At 46.7% G+C, this 20,887-nt stretch carries 8 protein-coding genes; 5 read left to right on the top strand and 3 right to left on the bottom strand.

Features of this window, described 5'->3' with window-relative positions; all coding sequences use genetic code 11:
* The coding region (locus tag QUB16_RS13095; protein ID WP_333316578.1) for a group II intron maturase-specific domain-containing protein at positions 1–708 on the top strand (708 nt) is incomplete at its 5' end.
* A 258-nt stretch (positions 709–966) separates the two neighbouring features.
* Here QUB16_RS13095 and QUB16_RS13090 read toward each other — a convergent pair.
* Positions 967–1,590: a precorrin-8X methylmutase gene (locus QUB16_RS13090; protein WP_015179019.1), complete on the bottom strand. Its 624-nt coding sequence runs from the start codon at positions 1,588–1,590 to the stop codon at positions 967–969.
* A 116-nt stretch (positions 1,591–1,706) separates the two neighbouring features.
* Positions 1,707–2,513 carry a TPM domain-containing protein gene (locus QUB16_RS13085; RefSeq protein WP_333316576.1) on the bottom strand — a complete coding sequence of 269 codons (807 nt, stop codon included), beginning with the start codon at positions 2,511–2,513 and terminating at the stop codon, positions 1,707–1,709.
* A gap of 661 nt (positions 2,514–3,174) precedes the next feature.
* Between QUB16_RS13085 and QUB16_RS13080 the strand changes: the two genes are divergently transcribed.
* The 4 genes from QUB16_RS13080 (at position 3,175) to QUB16_RS13065 (ending at position 14,910) form a co-directional block, all read left to right on the top strand.
* Positions 3,175–12,024 (top strand): DUF4114 domain-containing protein, encoded by an 8,850-nt coding sequence (locus QUB16_RS13080; protein WP_333316574.1) that lies wholly within the window; start codon positions 3,175–3,177, stop codon positions 12,022–12,024.
* 31 nt (positions 12,025–12,055) lie between these two features.
* Positions 12,056–13,138: a tetratricopeptide repeat protein gene (locus tag QUB16_RS13075; RefSeq protein WP_333144064.1), complete on the top strand. Its 1,083-nt coding sequence runs from the start codon at positions 12,056–12,058 to the stop codon at positions 13,136–13,138.
* 110 nt (positions 13,139–13,248) lie between these two features.
* A complete protein-coding gene (locus QUB16_RS13070; RefSeq protein ID WP_333144063.1) occupies positions 13,249–13,755 on the top strand; it encodes a tetratricopeptide repeat protein in 507 nt (168 codons plus the stop codon).
* Between the two features lie 105 nt (positions 13,756–13,860).
* Positions 13,861–14,910, top strand: coding sequence for a tetratricopeptide repeat protein (locus QUB16_RS13065; protein ID WP_333316572.1), 1,050 nt, complete (start codon positions 13,861–13,863; stop codon positions 14,908–14,910).
* A gap of 64 nt (positions 14,911–14,974) precedes the next feature.
* On the opposite strand, the gene QUB16_RS13060 is transcribed toward QUB16_RS13065, so the two are convergent.
* Positions 14,975–20,446, bottom strand: coding sequence for a WD40 domain-containing protein (locus QUB16_RS13060; protein WP_333316570.1), 5,472 nt, complete (start codon positions 20,444–20,446; stop codon positions 14,975–14,977).
* Between the last annotated feature and the right edge of the window lie 441 nt (positions 20,447–20,887).

Here is a 20,887-nt window from a genome sequence, read left to right as displayed (position 1 = left end):
CACAAGGTAGGCAACTATCGAAGTGCCAAAAATACAGTAGGAATACCGCTAGGTTTTACAACATTAATCACCCCGTCTAAGCCCAAAGTCAAAGCCCATCTTACGAAGATTGCAGAAGTAATAGACAACCATAGCCACTCTCCCCAATATGCCTTAATCAAAAGGCTGAATCCAATAATTAGGGGATGGTCAAACTATTACTCAACAGTAGTAAGTAAAGAAACCTTCCTAAAGGTAGACAACCTTACTTATGACAAGTTAAGAGCATGGGCGAGAAGACGGGGAAAAGGTAGCATCAATAAAGACAAATACTGGCGAACAGTAGGCGACAGAAATTGGTGTTTCAGCACAGAAGAAGGTTTAGAATTAGTCCAACACAATGCAAGGCCTATTGTAAGGCACATCAAAGTGAAGGGTAACGCAACGCCTTACGATGGTGACTGGATTTACTGGAGCAAGAGACGCGGAGAATACCCCGAAACACCAACAAGAGTGGCAACACTGCTTAAGACACAAAAAGGTAAATGTACCCACTGTGGTCTGTACTTTACACCTACAGACACTGTAGAAGTTGACCATATCCAACCCCGCTCACTAGGCGGTAAGGATGAGTACAAAAACCTCCAACTTCTACATAAACACTGTCACGACACAAAAACGGAAAATGACGGTTCTATCAACAAGGACTATTCTAGCAATCCGTTTTGAATTGTATCCCTAACAAAGGATGAAGATATCAAGGAGCCGGATGAGGCGAAAGTTTCATGTCCGGTTCTGAAGGAGAGGTAGGGGTAGAAATGCCCCTATCGACTCTAACTTTTAATATGTAGGGTGCGTCGCTGCGACCTTTTAAATAGAACTTGCAGATTGACGGGTGGCGACGCACCTTACTTACTACAGGATTGTGTGTACTACATATACATGGAATATGCTGGAACTAATGACTAATGACTGCTGACTTCTCGATCAACTGTTTCCCTCTTGGCCGTAAGCTTGCCAAGCCAAATCGACCAGCCCGTTAACAATAGCCACAGCTACCACGGCAGAGCCCTTGCGGCCCTCAATCCGAATGTGAGGAATCATCGAATCATGCAGCCGCGACTTCGCCACGTCCACCCCCACAAACCCAGAAGGAGTCCCAATTACCAAAGCCGGCCGAATTTCCTCAGATTCAATCAAATCTACGATCGCCGACAAAGCAGTTTGAGCCTGGCCCACCACAAAAATCCCTTCAGGATAGCGTCTTGCCAAAGTTTCAATCCCCCAAGCAGCCCGCGTCCTTTCCTTTTGGGGGCGTGTCAAAGCCTCCATCGAACAGTAAACCGGATTCGCAAAGGTACTTTGGATCAAGGGCGTAATGCCCACCTGCACCATCGGCACATCTACCACAATCGTAGTCCGAGCAGCCAAAGCTGCCGCCCCAGCCTGCAAAGCCTGATCGGAAAAACTAATTAAAGACTTGTACTCAAAATCAGCAGTCGCATAAATCACGCGGCGGACTATTTCGTACTCCGCCGCTGAAAAACCGTGGTCGCCAATTTCGTTATCGATTAATCCCAGACTCTGGGCATCGCTTACGTGCCATTCCATTTGTTGGATAGCTGTCGCCTCTGAGTTGTCAGGTATCAGCTTACCAGCTTTTAGTCATTCGTTGACTGTTGAGTAAAATCTGCTTTCCTGTCAACTGCTTTCCTGTCAACAAATGACTAAGTTTCCGACGACGAAGAAGATTTGCCCAACACCGGAGTCAGGAATGCCACCAAAACTCCGATCGCAAAACCGGCCACATTCCGAACCACAGGCAACCAGTCAGAAGTCCGAGTCACCACTGGCCCAAGTCCGAAAGCGAAAAACAGAATGCCCCACAGCGGCGAAAAAATCAGCGCCCACTGCCAAGCCACCACCTGTCCCGGCTTCCGAGGCTGAGCAGCAAACCCGCAGATGACGCCGCCAACCACCGACGTAATTAACGTCAGAACCCACTGTTCCCTCGGCAAACCGGGAACCACGCGGCATCCGCCCTGACGCAAACAGCCTTCTATCGACTCCAAAGATTCAATAATCGCTCGATCTTCCCCATTGTCCCGCACAAAAAATTGATTGCCGTAGCGGGTTTGCAGTTCCACCCAAAAAGTGCGCGGCAGCAGCGGATACAGCGAGTCGCCCACATTAAAATTGAGCAAATTGCCCCCTCGGGGGTCAGCAACTAGCAACACACTCTTGTCATCTAGCCCCCAATAACTTTTGACAGCCAAACCAGGCGTGCGATCGTACTGAGTCAGCACTCGCAGTTTCCAGCCGGTTTCGGCTTCAAAGGCCTTTAAATTTTTTGCCAAAGTTTGTTCTTCAATATCCGTGAGGGCTTTAGCTAAGTCAATGATCGGCGTCTGAGTTGACGGCAACAAATCGGGATTATTGAAAGCGTGGGCCGCAGGTGCGATCGTCCACACCGACAAAGCCAGAAAAAATGCGGCAACAGAGGCTAGAAATTTTCGCGGGAAAAGCTGTGACATAGGAACTTATAATCCGGGTCTTAATTGTGAATGCTAGCTGGCGGTCTTAACCAGAGGATAAGAGAAAACTCATATTTCTTTACAATTATTTACTTTACAGGAAGCGGAGAGCAAGGGGAAGGGTTCGGGGAAGGAAAGTTTGCGATCGGGGAAGGGGCTGACAATTAACTGTAGAGGGCGCAGTTGCGATCCAGGGCCAACCATCGTTAAGCAAGAGCTCGATTTCCTGACGGGGTGAGTATCGATCCCAGATATTGCACCCGCAATCAAAAACCTGTAGGCGCGGGTTCACCAAAAGCTTTAAGGGGTGCAGACAGGTTAAATAAACCCGCCCCCACCTACAAAAAAGCCCCTTATTGATATTGGTGCAACATCTCAGATTAATAATAATTCAAGCCGATGGTCACAAAGAGAGACCCTGTGTGCGATCGGTTATTTAAGTATTTTCCTGCCTGAAAAAACTTACCTTCATAAAGATTTAGCATAAGTTGAAAAACTACCAGTAAATATACTGGAAATCCAACAGACTAGCAACACCCAAAAAAGCTCTAAAATTATGTATTTTCCCGAATATCTTTATCATCGAGCCGAGCCGATAATGATGAGCAACCGCTGAATAATGATTTAAAAGAAATTAACCATTTCTCAAGGAGTGTCCAGAGTGCCTTTAACCGACCCGATTGGAGAACCTTTAACAGAAATGGAATCCTTAATTCCCGGACTTGCCCCAACTTTCGCCCCACAAATGCCGGGAATTCAGACTAACAAAACCTTATTAGAGCAAACTCCGGGCTCTTCTGAAAACCCCGAACAACCTAACTTAATAGAACCCGCAAGCGGGCCCGCATCCGAATTCAGTCGAACAGAAGCTGATGCTTTTATTATTAATAAAGCCTCCGATATTAACAGCATACCTTCTACCAACACCAGCCCTCTGATAACTAACAGCACTCTCAGGGATACAACAAATTCTGAAGTTGACCCCCTAATTGGTAAACTCGACTCGGACTTAGGAGACCCCCTAACCAACCCAAATCGAATTGCCTCAAATAACGATACTTCTGATTTTAATAAACCCGCTATAAACGCACCTGCAATCGACTCGTCAATCAGCAACTCAGAATTCAATAAAACCACAGCAGCTACAACCGCTGCGAGTGATGAATTGCTGGAAAATAAAACACAATTATCACCAACCGCCTCCACAAAATCAGAACAAGATTCGGACAAAACATTACCCGTTGTAACTGAATCTACCACGAGCGAAAAAGCTTCGGACAAAACGCCATTACCCGCTACCGCTGAAACGACTTCAAAACCCGAAGAACACCAAACGCCTTTATCATCAGAGACTACACTCTTCTTCGAGTCATCACCAAACAAAATATCACCGGCAACTGCATCAACGTCTGACAATTCAGGAGAAAATACAACATCACCCGCAACTGCGTCAGCCACTGAAAACCCTGAACTCGATCAAACATCACCTGCAACTAAATCAACGACTGATAAATCAGAACCAGATCAAACATCACCTGCAACTACATCAGCCGCTGAAAACCCTGAACTAGATCGAACATTACCTCCAACTGCGTCAGCTTCTGATAAATCAGAATCCAACAAAACCTCAGTTGCGACTACATCAACGACTGACAAATCCGAACCCAACAAAACTTCACCTACCGAAATCTCCACCACCAAAAACTTAGATACAGCCACTAATCTAGAACCCAATAAAACCTCAACCCCAGAACCCGATCAAACCTCAACTCCCCCAACCAACATCAACTTTGACTCAAACGCATTCAGTGTCGATGAAAAAGGAATAATCGGCATACAATTCACATCCGACGGCGGCTGGTATAGCGGACAACTAGCCATCGTCAGCCTACTCGGAATGGAAAAATTCGTTCCCGGTTCCGAGGCGTTCATCAAAGAAGCAGCAAGTCGAGCTTTAAGCAACTCGACAAAGGGCTACATCGCAATGGATGACGATTTAGAAGGAGCATATTACACCGATCCTAACAGCTCAGAAAACCTCAATTCCGGGCAATACCTCGGCACAAAAACATTTGCCATGACGCCAGGGGACAAATTCTTCTTCATGCTAGTCCCCAACGGCACCGTACAACAAGTATACGACAACCCCGCAATCGGTGGCGACAAAAAACCCCTATTTTCTATAGCGACAGACAATCCCAGCGACGGCTTCAGTATCGGTCAAATTGCCGATATTACAGGAGAAGGTAAACTCTTTGTCATGGAAGACATGGGACTGATTCAAGGAAGCGATCGCGATTACGATGATATCACATTCCGAGTCACGGGCGCTACATCCAAAATCGTTCCCCTCAGCCAATTAGTTGACCCCTTCTCCGCATCAATTCACTCCCAGTTAATTCAAAAACTGAAGGGTGAATCGGATAAATCAGAGCCGAAATTTACCCGAGAATCAACTGTTACCAATTCCGGTGATAAATTCCAGGGAGAAACACCATCGATAACTGCTGATAACGACCAACAAAAACCTCAGCAAACAGAAACATCAACAGTTGGTAAATCAGACAGCCAAGAATCGCCAACCACAGAAACATCAACAGTTGCTAACTCAGACAGCCAAGAATCACTACCAACAGAAACATCAACAGTTGCTAACTCAGACAGCCAAGAATCGCTAGCCACAGAAACATCAACAGTTGCTAACTCAGACAGCCAAGAATCACCACCAACAGAAACATCAACAGTTGGTAAATCTGATAGTCAAGAATCGCAACAAATAGAACAAACAGCCTCTCCCCCAGAGACACCCAGTGTTATTCCTACTGAATTAAATTCGGAAATTGAACTGCCAGTATCAGGAGAATTTATTGTCAGCCAGTCAGCAGGTGCTGAATTAATTAAAACCGACACAACTGCAACTAATCACATTCCTCAATTGCCGGCTTCAGCCGACTATGCTGTAAATAATGCTGCTTCTCCACCAACCGCTGAAACTCTGCTAATTCCTACTTCTATCGCGTCACAGCCTCCTGCAAAAACAGATTCGCTTGCCGATAATTTTGGCGAAGAATTGCCAAGAGAAACCGATGACAATCTTTCTAATGCTGCGTCACAATTGCCGACCCAAATTACTGAAGTTATTCCCGCATCTAAGGCTATTGATACCCAAGAAAATAACCGGGCTGTTACCGAAACCGCAGCCGAATTTGAAACTGAACAATTTCCCACAACAACCGCTGAGATTATTGCTACAAAAACAGAAAAGGTTGCCGATTTAATTGAATATGATACCGCTTTCCCTGAAATAACATCCGAATTTGAAACAGAACAATTGGTGACAAAAACCGAGTCAATTGTTGCTACACCCGAAGCGGATGATACGGTTGAACGCGATATCCCTGTTGCTGAAATAACAGCCGAATTTGAAAGCAAACAATTGCCACCAAAAACAGACGCTCTCGCTCTTGCAGAATTCACTGCGGATACAATTGATACGGACATCGCTGTCACCTTCACAGCAGCAGAATTAGAGACTGAAAACCCCCCGGAAATTGTCGTTAATTCTCTCGCTCCCGACCCGCTAATTTCCCACTCAAACTCTAGCGTACAAACCGATTCTCCCATACCGGCACTTTTCTCAACTCCATCAGAAACAGCAGCAGGTACGGCACAGATAGCCTCAGTCGAAACCAGCGTTTCACCCTCAACTCTTAAATCCCCACCCTCACCAACTTCAAACAATTATAATAGCAATTCAACTCCAACAGAAACTGCCGGATCTCAACCCGGGTATTCCGATACCGAAATTGCGCCAAAACCCGCAGATATATCGAGCGGTTTACTGTCGTTAGAGGCAGAAAAATCGGCTCAATTTTATGACGGTATTGCAGACAGTCAGCCCTATTTAACAGAGCGTGCCGACAACTTCCAAAGCAATACCAATCCCCAAGCAAATCTCTCAATAGCAGCAGCAGCCAACTCACCCAGTCCCGGCACTTTCCTTGTAGAAAATGCCAACGGACAAGTCAAATTTGACTATCAGTTTGACGGTGGCTACTTTGAAGGCGAGCTTGGCATTTTCAGCCTGTCAGGAATGGAAGCGCTTACGCCAGGGAGTCCAGAATTCATTGCCGAAGCTGCCAGGAGAGTTCTAACTAATTCAACCGACGGACACATTGTCATCAGCGACTCGAAAGAAGGAGCAAAATTCACCGGTGCGATGCCATTCGACGGGGAGTGGGACAGCGGCGAATATCAGGGTATCAAAACTTTCTCCATGAGCCCAGGCGACACCTTTGCCGTCATGTTAGTCCCCAACGGTACAGTACAGTCATCGCTCCAATCCTCGTGTGAGGGAAATTTGTTCCCCTCACACCGTCCCTTATTCAGTATCGTCACAGCCAATCCCAACGATACCGCTCATCTGCTACAAATAGCCGACGTTACGGGCACCGGCAACACCTTTGCCCTCGAAGATATGTCATCAGCGAACTCGGACAGAGATTACAATGACCTAATCTTTAAAATTAGCGGCGCGACAGGAAACGCACCGCTGCTGGATACAGTCATCAATCCTGACAGAGAATGGCGCAATACAGCTTTAGGACAACAATTGCTCGCCGAAGCCAATCCCCCGAATTCTGACAACAATCCGCCCGTTGTTTCACCGACAAACGCTCGGACTTATACAGAATTAGAAACAACTATTTCATTAGAAAATCTTGCCACAGATGCAGAGGGCGACCCCCTGACAATTAGCGTCCTCAATCCAGTTAACGGCACAGTAATTTTCAATCCCTCAACTAACAAAGCATCGTTCAAACCGGCAACCGGTTTCTCAGGAATTGCCAGCTTTGATTTCCTTGCCAGCGACGGTTTTGGTAGTTCAACGCCCGCGCGGGTGACAGTCAACGTCAGCGATGTTCCCCTGCTGAATCTAGATTTTGTGAAGCGAAATCCGATCCTCAATGCAGGAGAAAATACGGAATTAGTTGTGCTCGGAGATTTTGCCGACCAAAAAGGTGTAGTGCTGCCAGATTCTTATTTAACTTACACTTCAATAAATCCAGAAGTAGCACCAATAGACGCAGCCGGGAAAGTGACAGGTTTAACCAACGGCACTTCGATTTTGAGCGCGAGTAGAAACAACCTGCAAGCAGTGACCCCAATTCGCATTGGGGCGATGCCGCAACCGACAACAGACGCTCAATTGCATCAGATACTAGCCGAAATGTACGGACTAGACCCCTACCCGGATGCCGTCTCCCTGACACCCGGCGCAACCCGGAAACTGTCCCTCGGCTTGAACCCTGGGTTGAGCGAGGTCAACTTAACCGCAGCCAGTACGGGTACGCGCTATTTTAGCAACAACAGCAACATCTTGAGGGTCAGTCCCGACGGCACTATTACAGCAGTCGGCGTTGGCGATGCTGCGGTGACTGCGATTTACGGTGCAGCAGAAGCAACAATTCCAGTGCGAGTCGAAGCGCCGCGAAGCGGGCCTGCAACCGTGGGGGCTGCTGGCGGCGTCGTCCTCTCAAGCGACGGAGAACTTATGGTGATGATGCCTCCCGGCGCTTTGAACAGCGATACAAATGTCAGCATTGCTTCCTTAAATCGCTCCGAGTTATCGCTGCCAGTCCCGACTGGATTTGAGTTTGCCGGGGCTTTTAATTTGAACTTTGGCGATAGCTCTCTGGAACAGCCCGTTCAATTAGCGGTGCCAGCACCAGAGGGCTTACCTGCGGGAACTGAGGTCTACTTCATGCGGAAGGGTGCGTTACCGGATGAAACTGGTGTCTGGAAACCAATCTGGCTTCAAGAAGAATCTGGTGTAGTTGGGGATGACGGCACAATTCGTACCTCCTCGCCACCCTATCCAGGGGTTGTCAGGCCAGGCGAATATATAATTGTCTATTCAAGTCCCACCGGAGATGCCACCTTAGTCAAAGGTCAACTCACCCTTAACTACGATTTCCCCCTAGCATTTTTTGGCATCATTGACCCCTTGGGAGGTATCGGTCAGTTGATCGATCCAAGCAACTTTGTCACCAATTTTGGGTTTACAGTTTCTTACGACATCTCTTCAGTCAAAGTAATCGCGATCCCTAAAGTGGGATTGCCAATAGTTACTGAGTTGGGCGTCCAACGAAACTCAAACGGCGTTGCGACTTTGGAAGCCAACCTAAATATACCAACACCAGCAGCTTCCAATTCCGCAGCCGCACCTAAACTTCAAGCAGCCTCTCTGAAGTTCAAAGACGAAAACAATCAACCCTTTGAGGGTAACGAACCGATTCTTTTCCTCAAAGCCAGTAACGTTCTGGCGAGCAATTTGGGCGATCCCAAGGGCAGCCGGCTCGAAGACTTAGTTGTGAAATTCTACGTTGGCGATCGTGTTTACGAGCAGGCAATATTGCCCAACCTTAGCGCAACTTTGGGAGACAACCAGTTTGAAGTGGCAGTTAAAGTACCTAATACTGTAGTTTTGGGCGAGTCTTACATTTCCTTATCCAGACGGCAGAATCAACTGGTCGATCAGAACCTGACGGAACCAGTGTATGAGGAGATCGAATACAACAGCAATCCCATTTGGTTGGACGCGGGAGCTGAGTATGTTTTTGCGGCGCTAAAAGGAGCTGATGCTGTTGCAGTTTTAGACGGTACAGATCCCGAGTCGGTTGTGGCAGCTTCTAGCAGTTCTAATTTACTGCTTTCTACTATTCCTGTGGGAGATGGCGCGATCGACAGACCGCGAGACTTAGCTGTGACGAGTGACGGAACCCGCGTTTACGTGGCTCTGGAGCAGTCTGGTCGTGTGGCATTGGTCGATCCGATGGTGTTGCAACAGGTGGACACCAAACCAGATACCCCCGGCATCAACCCGATCGATTTGCCTATTGGTGCAACGCCTCGGTCAATTGCCATCGACCCCCGCAACCAATATGCCTACATCTCTGATGGGAAGCGAGGAAACATTTATGTTTTGGACATCGACCCCTTCTCCGAAGAATATCATCAGGTCATCCAGACTATCTCCCTAAGCTCAGTAACGGGTGGGTTAAATGAAATAGCTATTAGCCGTGACGGGCGCAAGCTCTTCGCCACTGCACCGGGCTTTCCAACTAGCCAGATTATCGCGGTGAATATCGATCCTGAAGACCAACCCCTCGATCCAAGCCAGAACCCCCGCAAGTGGCATCAGGAGATTGGTGTGGTAAATACTTTTGCTGGGGTGCAGGGAATGGCTGCTACCGCCGAGCCGAATCGGATGACCTTTACTAACACCAGTAATGATAGTAAGGGCTTTGGCGTATTAACAATTACCAACGACGATCCCACTAGCTTTGCCGCTACTGCCAACGATTATGCGGCGCTAAGTTTGGGTGACCCCCTAATGGGCGGTTCCCTAGATTACTTTGATGTCAATCGGGCGGTGGCTGTCACGGTGATGCGCGATGGGTCCTATGCGTTTGTGGCCGCGAAAAACGACAGTTCGCAAACCGGAGTTGAAAGCATAGACGGGGTGCGGGCAGGAAGCAATATCGGCATCATTAAAGACCCCTTTGGACCCACTCCGAAACTGGTGGCGGCGACTCGACCGATACCGCAAGGGGCAACCACTGACTTGGTACTTTCTAACGATAACAAATACCTCTATGCTTCCTACCCCACCCTGAGCGGCGGCGGGGGTGTCTATGTCTTCGATGTCGAGGAAATTATCAGAACTCTGGAAAACCCTGGAGATTTTAAAATCGACAACCTCGACAGAGGTGTCAAATCGCCTTACTTCAATCCTGCCACGAGCCGTCCGGTCAGCTCGAGTAAATTCCAAAGCGTTCCAATTGACGATATTAACCCAGCAATTAGTATCGCTGCTGACTATGGAATTGTTACGGGGGATTGGCCTCGCAACCAGTTTACTTACGGTGTGTTTGATAGCAAGCACAGTCCGATCGCAACGGCTGGAAGCCCTTGGGGAATGGCAGCAAGCTTGAGTATCCAAGAAGATGAGAAGGAAAGGTTGCAGGAGCTAAGCCAGAGGATCGCAGAGCTGGTCGAAATGCGCGATACAGCAGACAATCCCAACGACGTGGACAAACTTCTTGAAAGACCTATTAGACAACGGGATGGACTGTTAAGAAAAATCTCAGTTGAGGTTCAAAGAGATAAATATGGAGATGAAGTGAATGTTAGTCCCGTTGAGCTGGAGGGAGGCAGATTAATCTTTGAAATCAACTACGAAAATCTTTTTCAAACTTTTTATGGTAGTAGCTCTGTTGCATGGAATATCGCACCGCTCGAAAAACGAGCTGTATTCGATATTGGTAGAGAGCTTGCTTCCCAACGAGTAAATTTACCCGCAGGTACTAAGCTCAAGACCATGTTGGGTTTTGGCGGGACTACCGCTCAAGGGCTTGTTCAACCTTATCCCGGCGATATCGATTATGTGGAAACGTTTGACGTATCCGCTCCCAATGCTCAAAACGCAGCGACAGCTATTGTCGATACTCTTATCGACTTTGTAAGACGCAATCAAACAAACCCAAGAGTTGAATTTGAGAAGATTATGATTAGAAGTTCCAAAGGAGAGCGATTAGTATATAAGAGTCTTAGCGAACTTGAAAATAATCGCAGTACAATTTCGGAGGCATTACAAGGATTAAATGGGACAGATCGGGATTTTATCAATACCTTCTGGCGGGCGAAGGTCGATGGAAACCGTTTTATCGGCATTACTAAGGTTTTAGGCATCTCCGCTAAACAGGCAACTACTGGAGAGATTCTTTTCTCTACTCAGCCTTTCTCTGAGGATGCAGAATTTTACCTAATCGAAGAAGATACAAGCACCACAAATCTTCCTTTGGAAACTCGACCGGGTGGAGCGGAGTTTCAGACTGCCTTTATCCTTAAGCAGCCCGAAACATTTCCCAAGGAAAAACTGGGTTGGTATGCCAGTACAATGCGTAAAGAGGTATTCGAGCTGGTATTCAATAACAAAAAAGACCCGGAATCAGGCTATAACCCAGATGGGAAATATCTCAAAGCGGCCAAACGTGCATTTAACTATTTCATGGCTCTTGGTAACATAGAAGCAATGGAAGCTATAACACCTGTTTTCAGCACACTGCAAGCACAGGTTAACCAGCAAGTTACCGTTATGGAAGCGATTCGAGCCGCCTTGAATCCTGAAGAAGTATCTACTAGAATCCTTAAAACTTATGATGCTGAAGCAATGCTCAATAACGTTGCCAACATTATCGATGGTCTTCTACCGGGAGTTGGAGGCGAGGTGAATAAAACACCCGCTCAGATAGCTGCGGAATTAAGAGAATTTGCCGCACAGCTTGAAGAAACTTCTGACGGATTCTTGAAACAAAATAAAGATCAAGGTAATAGCCTGGCTATATTATTGAATTCAGCTAAATCAACGATTAATCGCGGTGTGAGAGAGATGGTTCAACCAATATTGGATACCTACCTAATCAACTACCATCAAAACCTCCCATAAAACGTTTCAACTCCTACCCAATTGTGTTGCTATGACTGAATTTTTCTTCCCACCAAAAGACGTAAAAGCAGTCAACCCAGCAGAAGCCAGAAGGCTGTTTGAGCAAGCCAATCATTTCTGGTTTGAGGAAGGATGCTATCACCTTGTCCTACCGCTTTATCTAGAAGCCCTCAAGTACGACCCCACTGACCCAGTAATGCTCTATCAACTGGCTGTGGTTCTGCGGGCGTTTGAGCGCTTCGATGAGGCAGCACTTGCACTCGAAATGGCATCTCTTCACCAAATCCTTCTCAGCAAAATAGGCAGAAAACTTTTAGATAGAAGGAAAAAATGGCTGCTGAAACATCTTTATAATGCACGGCCCTTGCCCATACCAGCAATAGAAATCGACATAAAACAATTTGTCTTAAAGACTTTTAATTATAATGAGTGGCTTGAAATTGCTATTGCTGCTAGCGAGCGGAGAATGTTTCTTTTGGCAGCAATTACCTATGACAGAAGTCTGCCTTTTTCTGAATTCCAAAAAACTTGGGAAGCCGAACAAGCCAGACTTAATAATCAGAGCGATATCGCAATATTAAATAATCTGCGACCATCCGCCAGACAGCTATTTGAGAAAGCCAATCATTTCTGGTTTAAGGAAGGACGCTATCACCTTGTTCTACCAATTTATCAAGAAGCCCTCAAGTACGACCCGACTGACCCAGTAATGCTCTATCAACTTGCGGTTGTGCTGCGAGCCTTTGAACGGTTCGATGAAGCTGTGCAAGCACTCGATCTGGCATCCCTTTATCAAGACCGTCTGAGTGAGAGGGGCAGAAAGCTTTTTGCTACAATGAAAGAGTGGCTACTGCAACGTCCCTCTTATAGGCCGCCTCTGCCCATTCCCGCGTGGGAAATCGACCTCAAGCAACTTTATTCGATGAATTTTAATAGGAATAATTGGTCTGTAATTAGTGCTGCTGCTGAAGATCGTAGAATGTTTCTTTTGGCTTACGAAACTTATCTTAATGGTAAGGGTTGGTATGACTCTGAAATACTTAAGGAGGAAGAAGAGCTGCGACGCGAGAATGAGAGCGATCGATCGAACTTAAATTATATGCGACGAGATTAAGGTAACTTCTCTGTGCAATATTTCAAACTTACTTAAGACCTTACCATCAAGACATTAGTCCGAGACCATAATTCACATTGTTGCCAAAGTCAAAGAGGAAGTTGAGAACTATGAATCACATAGAAGCAAAGCGGTTATTTGATGAAGCGAATCGTCTGTGGTTTGGGGATATAAAGTTCAACAAAGTGCTACCTCTGTATCGAAAGGCCCTGAAGTACGATCCAACCAATCCTGTCATTCTCTATCAGCTAGCTAACGTGCTGTGGGCTTTTGAACAATTTGACGCAGTGCCAGCGTTAGTTGCCAAAATAGAAAAACACTTAGACCGTTTCAGCGATTTCGGGAAAGAAATGTTTGCTAAAGAAAAATCCCGGTTGCTCGCTCCATCACCTTTCAAAACTCCGATGCCCATACCAGCTTGCTCCATTGACTTAGAAGAACTTGATTCAAAGCGTTGGCCTTGGGAGAAATGGATGGACATTAGATCGCCAGCAGAACAGCGCAGAATGTTTAACTTAGCAGCCCGGGATCGAGATAGAGGTTATCTTTTCGATGGTGACTCAGCAAGAGAGATATGCAAATTAGACGATAAAAACAGCGATTGTTTTGATGATTGACTACTAATGTTCCCCGATGCAAAAGAGTAAAAAATTCTTTGAAAAAGCTGAGCTTTTTTAGAGAAATTTGAAGAATCTCAGCTTTTTCAGAACGAGTGGAAAAACATGAATATCATAGAAGCAAAGCGGTTATTTGATGAAGCGAATCGTCTCTGGTTTTCGCAAGGAAAGTTGAACAAAGTATTGCCACTGTATAGAGAGGCCCTGAAGTACGATCCGTCTAATTCTGTCATTATCTATCAGCTAGCTAACGTGCTGTGGGCTTTTGAAGAATTTGACGAAGTGCGAGCGTTAGTTGCCAAAATAGAAAGAAACTTAGACCGTCTCAGCGATTTCGGGAAAGAAGTGTTTGCTAAAGCAAAACCCAGGCTGCTTTCTCCATCACCTTTCAAAACTCCGATGCCAATACCAGCTTGCTCCATTGACTTAGAAGAACTTAATTCAATGGGTTTATCTCACAAACAATGGATGTGTATTTCATCAGCAGCAAAACAGCGCAGAATGTTTAACTTAGCCGCCCTGGGTGAAGAGCGAAGTTTTCCGTTTATCACTCGTCAATCACAAATAGAAAAACGCAAACTCAAGCAAGAAAACGACAATTCTTTTGGGTATTTAGAACTAATGTTTCCAGACGCAAAGCGATTATTTGATGAAGCGAATCGCCTCTGGTTTGGGTATGGAAAGTTCAACAAAGTATTGCCACTGTATAGAGAGGCCCTGAAGTACGATCCGTCCAATCCTGTCATTCTCTATCAGTTAGCTAATGTGCTGTGGACTTTTGAACAATTTGGCGAAGTGCGAGCCTTAGTTGCCAAAATAGAAAAACATTTAGACCGTTTCAGCGATTTCGGGAAAGAAATGTTTGCTCAAGAAAAATCCCGACTGCTCGACCCATCACCTTTCAAAACTCCTATGCCAATACCAGCTCGCTCCATTGACTTAGAACAACTTGATTCAAGGGGTTGGTCTTGGGAGAAATGGATGGACATTGGATGGCCAGCAGAAGAACGCAGAATGTTTAACTTAGCAGCTATGGCTGAAGAGCGAAGTTGTATTTTTGATGGTGACTCAGCAAGAGAGATATGCGAACTCTACCAAAAAAACAGCGATTGTTGTGATGATTTACTACTAATGTTACCCGAAGCAAAAGAGTAAAAAATCCTGAAAAAACTGAGCTTGTTTCAACTGTATCCCAAGAAAAAATGAAAGGAGCAAATGACTAAAACTGAGATTTTGCCCCAACCCCCTCACAGAGACGCCGATCGCGATCGCTCACATTAGGATTAGTCCTCAGATAATCTCCCACCCAGTCACAGCCCCTCACCAGCAAATCGTCAAGATCCAAATTCCACAAAATCACCCGATTATCCCGGCCCGCAGAAGCCAGAACCTTCCCATCAGGGCTAAAACTCACACTCATCACACTATCCTTGTGACCCGTCAAAGTTTTCAGCAAAGTCCCGCTGCGACTCCACAGCTTCACCTTATGATCGTAACTACCCGAAGCAACCAACAAACCATCCGGGCTAAAAGCAACGCTAGTCACGCTGTCGCTAGAACCCTTCAGCAGCGTCGCCACCAAAGTCCCATCCACCTTCCACAATTTCACCGAATTGTCGTAACCAGCCGAAGCCAGCATTTTGCCATCAGGGCTAAAAGCAACCCCCAACACAAAACTGTTGTGAGCTCCTTCAAAAGTTCTTAGCAAACGACCGTCCCGATTCCAGAGTTTGAGAGTACCATCATCGCTTGCAGAAGCCAGCATCGAGCCGTCGGGACTGAAAGTCACCCCAGTCACCCAGCCTGTGTGTCCCGTCAAAGTCTTAATCAGCCTGCCGTTTCTAGTCCAGAGTTTCACAGTCTTATCCTTGCTAGCCGTTGCCAGAACCTCGCCGTCGGGGCTAAAACTCACGCTCATCACGCTGTCGGCGTGGTCGTCGAGAGTCAACAGCACAGAAGGCGAACACGGGAATAGCGGAGCCGAAGGACAAGGGACAATATTATTCATGCCATCTTCTGTCAAACTCCACACCTTCACCGTTTTGTCGTAACTCCCAGAAGCAAGTAGCTGGCCGTCGGGGCTGAAACTGACGCTGGCGACTCTCTGAGTGTGTCCTTCCAAGGTTTCCAGCAAAACCCCCGTGCGGCTCCAGAGTTTGATAGTGTTGTCCGTAGAAGCAGAAGCCAGCCTTTGGCCGTCGGGGCTGAAAGTAACGCCTTGCACCCGGTTTTGGTGTCCGTCGAGGGTTTTGAGCGGCACGTCATCGAGTCGCCACAGCCTGATAGTTTTGTCAAAACTTGCCGAAGCCAAGGTTTTGCCTTCCGGGCTAAAACTCACCTGAGTAACTCGATCGGCGTGTCCCTCAAAAGTTCTCAGTAAGCGACTCTCTGGTTTAATGTTGCTAGCATCCGTTGGGCGTTTGTCGCCAACACCAGCAAGACTCCAGAGTTTGACAGTCCCGTCTGCACTTCCAGAAGCAAGTGTTTGACCGTCGGGGGAGTAACTGACACCAAATACCCACTTGCTGTGTCCCCGCAAAGTTGCTAGCAGTTCACCTTTTTTTGCTGGTGTTGAATTTTCTGTTGCTGGGTGTTTGAGTGCAGCGATGCTCCAGATTTTCACCGTTTTATCTTCACCCGCACTGGCGATCGTTTCACCATCGGGGGAGAAACTGACGGTGTAAATTTTCGAGGGTTGTCTGTTTTCGCTGTGCCATAAATTAGCGATTAACCTGCCGTCCGAACTCCACAGTTTCACACTACCGTCATCGCTCGCCACAGCGATTATTTTGCCGTCGCGGCTGAAGCTTAGCCAATTTACGGGAGCAAATTGTTCGATCGTTCGCAGCAGCGTGCCGTCGGTTTTCCAAAGTTTGATAGTTTTATCAGTAGAGCCAGTGGCGATCGTTTGACCGTCAGAACTAAAAGCAACGCTGGTAACGCTATTAGTATGCCCTTTGAAAGTAGCCAGCAAACTGCCGTCTGTGTGCCAAATTTTGACAGTTTTATCTAAACTTGCCGAGGCTATGGTTTTGTTGTCGGGACTGAACGCCACACAGGAGACACTGTTAGTGTGGTCTTTTAAAGTTGCCAGCAAACTGCCGTCGCGCCGCCAAAGTTTGACGGTTTTATCTACACTGGAAGAAGCTATTGTTTCGCCGTCTGGACTGAAGCTAAGACCCCAAACTACATCGCCGTGTCCTTCCAAGCGGTTGCGTTCTTTGACTCCATAAACTGCCTGCTGGAGGGCAGCAGAAATCAGAATTTCGGTGTCTTTAAGAGTATACATTTGTTGGGAGTGTTCGATCTGTTTCCACTTTTTACCCGCTCTCAAACTTTCCATCATGGCGTCAAATTTGTTGTTTGAGAAATAAAGTGCTTCAGAAGCTGCCGTCAGGGTACTGATTTCGGCTCGCTGAGTTTGAGCGACAGCTAGCTGTTTTTGACCCACAGCCCGCCACCAAAAATTTACGGCGGCGATGGTGGAACCGGTGAGCAGCAGGACGCCGATCACTGCTACTCCCAGCAGTTGTTTGAGAAAAGTATTGGCTCGGTAGAGCTGTGCTTGACTCATTTTTTTGTCTGCTTCTGCTTTGTGCAGTCTGGCTTCTAAGCCGAATCTTTGGCGGATCGGTCGCACTAAATAGTCGTGTACCAATTGATAGCGGTCTTCGGGCGCTTCCCGCAGCAGAAATAGCAAACCGTGACCAACTAAAATGTCTAAAATTAAGTCGAGGTTGTCGGTTTTCTTTTGTCGGCTTTCAGGGTATGCAGCGAACTGTCGCGGTAGGGAAATTCGATTTCTGCCGATCGCCGATAATTCGGTTTCGCGGGCCTCGGCTGGCTGCGAGCCTGTAACTAACGAGAGTTCGTGTTTGGTTTTTATCAGGCGAACGCCTCTTTCATCTGTCAGGGAAAACAATATTTTCCAAGCTGCGTCTTCGTTAACCAGGCCACAGTCAGAGATGACTCTTTCGAGCGATCGCTTCACTAATTCCGCTTTGGGATTGTCCCCCAATTGCTGGTATTGTGCTAGACTGGTAATACCTTCTTCTTGCAGTTGCGCTCCCACTACCTGCAATTCGATCGGTCGCACTTCTTGCAGTTCGTCTGCTAAATCTTCCACGAAGGCATCGATCAGTGCCGGCTCTAAATAAAATTCCGCCCGTTCTGTTAAGTGTCCGATGACAGCCCGCGCGTCTTTGATAGAAAAACTCCGCAGTTGGTAGCGGATACTTTTGTCGAGAATATTATTGTTAATAGCGTCAAGATTAGGGAAACGATCGCAATCTAGTAAGTAGTGCAAATAATCTTCGCGCAAGCACAGAATGATCTTGACATAAGGCAAATTCAAAAATAAGCGCAGAAAATTATAAAAAAGTTGTCTTTGTGCCACTGAAGTCGAAACAAAGAAAAACTCTTCAAATTGATCGAAAATCAGCACAGTCAACAAATTATTGGTGGCATTTTCGCGCAACTGCTCTATAATAAAAGAAGAGACTTCCGAGCTGCGAGCAGGAATAAGCGAGCAACTTTTTTTGTGGATTTCCTGTAGTCCTTTCGAGATTAATTTACTTTCCTCTTCGGCTTGTTTGTCGTACAGTGCGCTGTTCAAAGCATTTTCTAACTCCACCAGCCAGTCGGTGTAAACTTTGACTACTACAGGCAATGTATCCCGCGCGCCCGGAGTAATATTTTTCAAAGCTGGTACTAAGCCGGCATTGACTAGAGAACTTTTCCCGACTCCGCTGGGCCCATGAATAATAGTTAATTTATGGTCGTCCCTGCTAATTCTTTCTAGCAAGCTATTGATATCTGTTTGGCGCGAGTAAGCTGTCATGGAGGCTGCGATGGCAGCTTGGTTTTGAGCTGAGGGGCCTGAAGGATTGACGGCTTGGCGCTGCTGCTGCAATTGGCTGGCGCCGATAAAAGCTCTAAATCCGTATTGATATTCGATCGAACGCTGGGTTTTTTTAATCCGAAACGCTTTAAGATACTCTCCCTGCTCGAAATAAACCGCTTGCAATTCCGTCAAAATATCGATGTAAAGTCGGGGGTCGTACTTCGGCTCGCTTTGAGATTGAGCCAACTCCAAAGAATGAACCGCCGCTTCCCACTGGCCTAGCTGCCGCAAACTTCGGGCTAAAAGTAAAAGATACGAACTCCTGTCGGATTTGGGATGTTGGATTTTAGATTTGGGTTCGTTACAGGGCTCGTTAGGGCCCACAAATTCTGGATAATTTCCCTCAAACCCCAATCTCAAATCTTCAATCAGCAATCTCAAATCATGAGGCGTTTGATCCAAAATCGCCAAAGCCAACTCGGCTAGCTGGCGGGCTTGACTCCACCTCGACTCTTGCAGGGCAACTTCAGCCAAAAAGCCGTAATCTTGAGCTAGTTGGCTGGGAGTACCGTAAGTGAAGTGCAACTGCAAAGAATTTTCAGCTAATGCTTGCAACTCTCCCCAAGCTTTCAGGCGCTGCAGCACTTCTCCGAGGTGTGCTGTCACCTCAGCTACCAATTCGAGGCGTGAGGCAAGGGAGAAAGCGTTTCTAGATTGTTCCAGGCTAATCCAAGCTTGTTCCCAGTGCTGGCGGTTGGCTACCGGGTTTCTGGCTGCTTGCAAGCGGTGACACAGGGCTATGTGAAACAGCACGATGCCTTCTCTCTCTAAAAATAAAATTGGCGGGACAGGATTCGACAAGGAGGGGAAGGTTTCTGGGTTTCCTGAATGTTCCAAGTTTGCCAGTTCCCAGTTGCCCGTTTTCTGCTGCCAAAATGCTAAACTTTCTTGGTAGTGAATTAAGGCAGTTTCGGTTTGGTCGCTGACATAGTAATCTCGACCGAGAACGAATTGCAGGCTGGCTTTGAGGGCGGGTTCTAATTCTTCACCGCGATTTTGTAAATCTCTTAAAGCTAATTCTAGTTCTCGGCGTGGCAAAGAGCCGATCGCCAAATCGAAGGTATTGCCAGGACTCAAGGGCGAATACGAGTGGACATCTGATTGTCCTCGGTTTTGGGGCCCTGAGTTAAAAGTTAGAAAGCGTTCTCCGGGGATGATTTCGCGATCCAGACCGCGTTTTTCGGACGGGGTTTCGCAGGTCTCACAATTACCGATGGTGCTGACGTTGCTGCTGGCGAGTTCTGGATTGAGTTCGCCTATTTTAAATATAGTATCGGCCCGCCTAGCGAGGAAATTAATTAATTCCTCAACGCCCATTTCAAATTTAATTGTGGCGGCGGCCCAACTTTTGAAATCCGGGGCCAGACGAATCATTTTGGTCACGATGTCATCTGTTACCCACAAAATCACTGGGCAGGAAAAATTTTTGCGAAATTCGTCTCGCACTTGATTGGTAGAAGCCATCAGTTCGTCGATCGCTACTACTGTTTCTAAACCGAATACCATCAAAGCCGAGGCGGCACCCACAGGCGAGTACCCCTCGTGAAAAGTGCTTGCCTGCAGGGTAGTGTAAAGGGTTTTGACTGAAGGTGGCAGGACGATATCTTGAATTGGAACTGGGGACACTTCTCGCAGCCGCTGCGCCCAGCGCTGCCGCAACTGCTCGTAGTTGCAGCGCACCAAAATTAGCGAGAATTGGTGTTGAGACATTGTGATTGACCTGACCAGAGTTTTGAGCGATCGCTCGTTGTAGTTGGCAGTTTCTTGTACCTTAATTAGATCGGTCATGCGTGCACCTCTTTTGCATTAATCAATTACCTAACGCTCGCCAATCGTGACTGAAAGCGTATCTACTTAGACATCGCCGTCTCTGTCTCACGCTTTATCTCTGTATAAATACGTAGTTTTTCGTACTCGTCCTATCAATACTTACATATTTATTAGATCCAATGTAAAGATATCATACCTCTCAATCTCAGAGAATGCTAGACTTCCCAATAAAAATTTAATGTCACCTGAGAATTTTTGATTCAGCTATATATAAAGGACTACAGATCGTAAATAGCCAACCGCTAAGTTTATCCTCATAGCGACGACTAGCTATTAGTAAACAACTCCGATATATCTGTAGCAGGCATTTAACACAACAGCCAAAACAATTGTCGTCCGGGATGGGATTATGTGAAATTAAGAGCAACAGGTAAAAACAGACATAGGGGGTCTGACATT

Origin of the sequence: Microcoleus sp. D3_18a_C4 (assembly GCF_036702415.1) — a bacterium.
In the GTDB taxonomy this organism is placed as follows: Bacteria; Cyanobacteriota; Cyanobacteriia; order Cyanobacteriales; family Microcoleaceae; genus Microcoleus.
This window is presented reverse-complemented; position numbering and strand designations above follow the sequence as displayed.

What these genes read in the sequence shown, in the direction of transcription:
- QUB16_RS13065 (WP_333316572.1), top strand. Translation starts at nt 13,861, where the DNA reads ATGAATATCATAGAAGCAAAGCGGTTATTTGATGAAGCGAATCGTCTC.
- QUB16_RS13075 (WP_333144064.1), top strand. Translation starts at nt 12,056, where the DNA reads ATGACTGAATTTTTCTTCCCACCAAAAGACGTAAAAGCAGTCAACCCA.
- QUB16_RS13090 (WP_015179019.1), bottom strand. Translation starts at nt 1,590, where the DNA reads ATGGAATGGCACGTAAGCGATGCCCAGAGTCTGGGATTAATCGATAAC.
- QUB16_RS13085 (WP_333316576.1), bottom strand. Translation starts at nt 2,513, where the DNA reads ATGTCACAGCTTTTCCCGCGAAAATTTCTAGCCTCTGTTGCCGCATTT.
- QUB16_RS13060 (WP_333316570.1), bottom strand. Translation starts at nt 20,446, where the DNA reads ATGACCGATCTAATTAAGGTACAAGAAACTGCCAACTACAACGAGCGA.
- QUB16_RS13070 (WP_333144063.1), top strand. Translation starts at nt 13,249, where the DNA reads ATGAATCACATAGAAGCAAAGCGGTTATTTGATGAAGCGAATCGTCTG.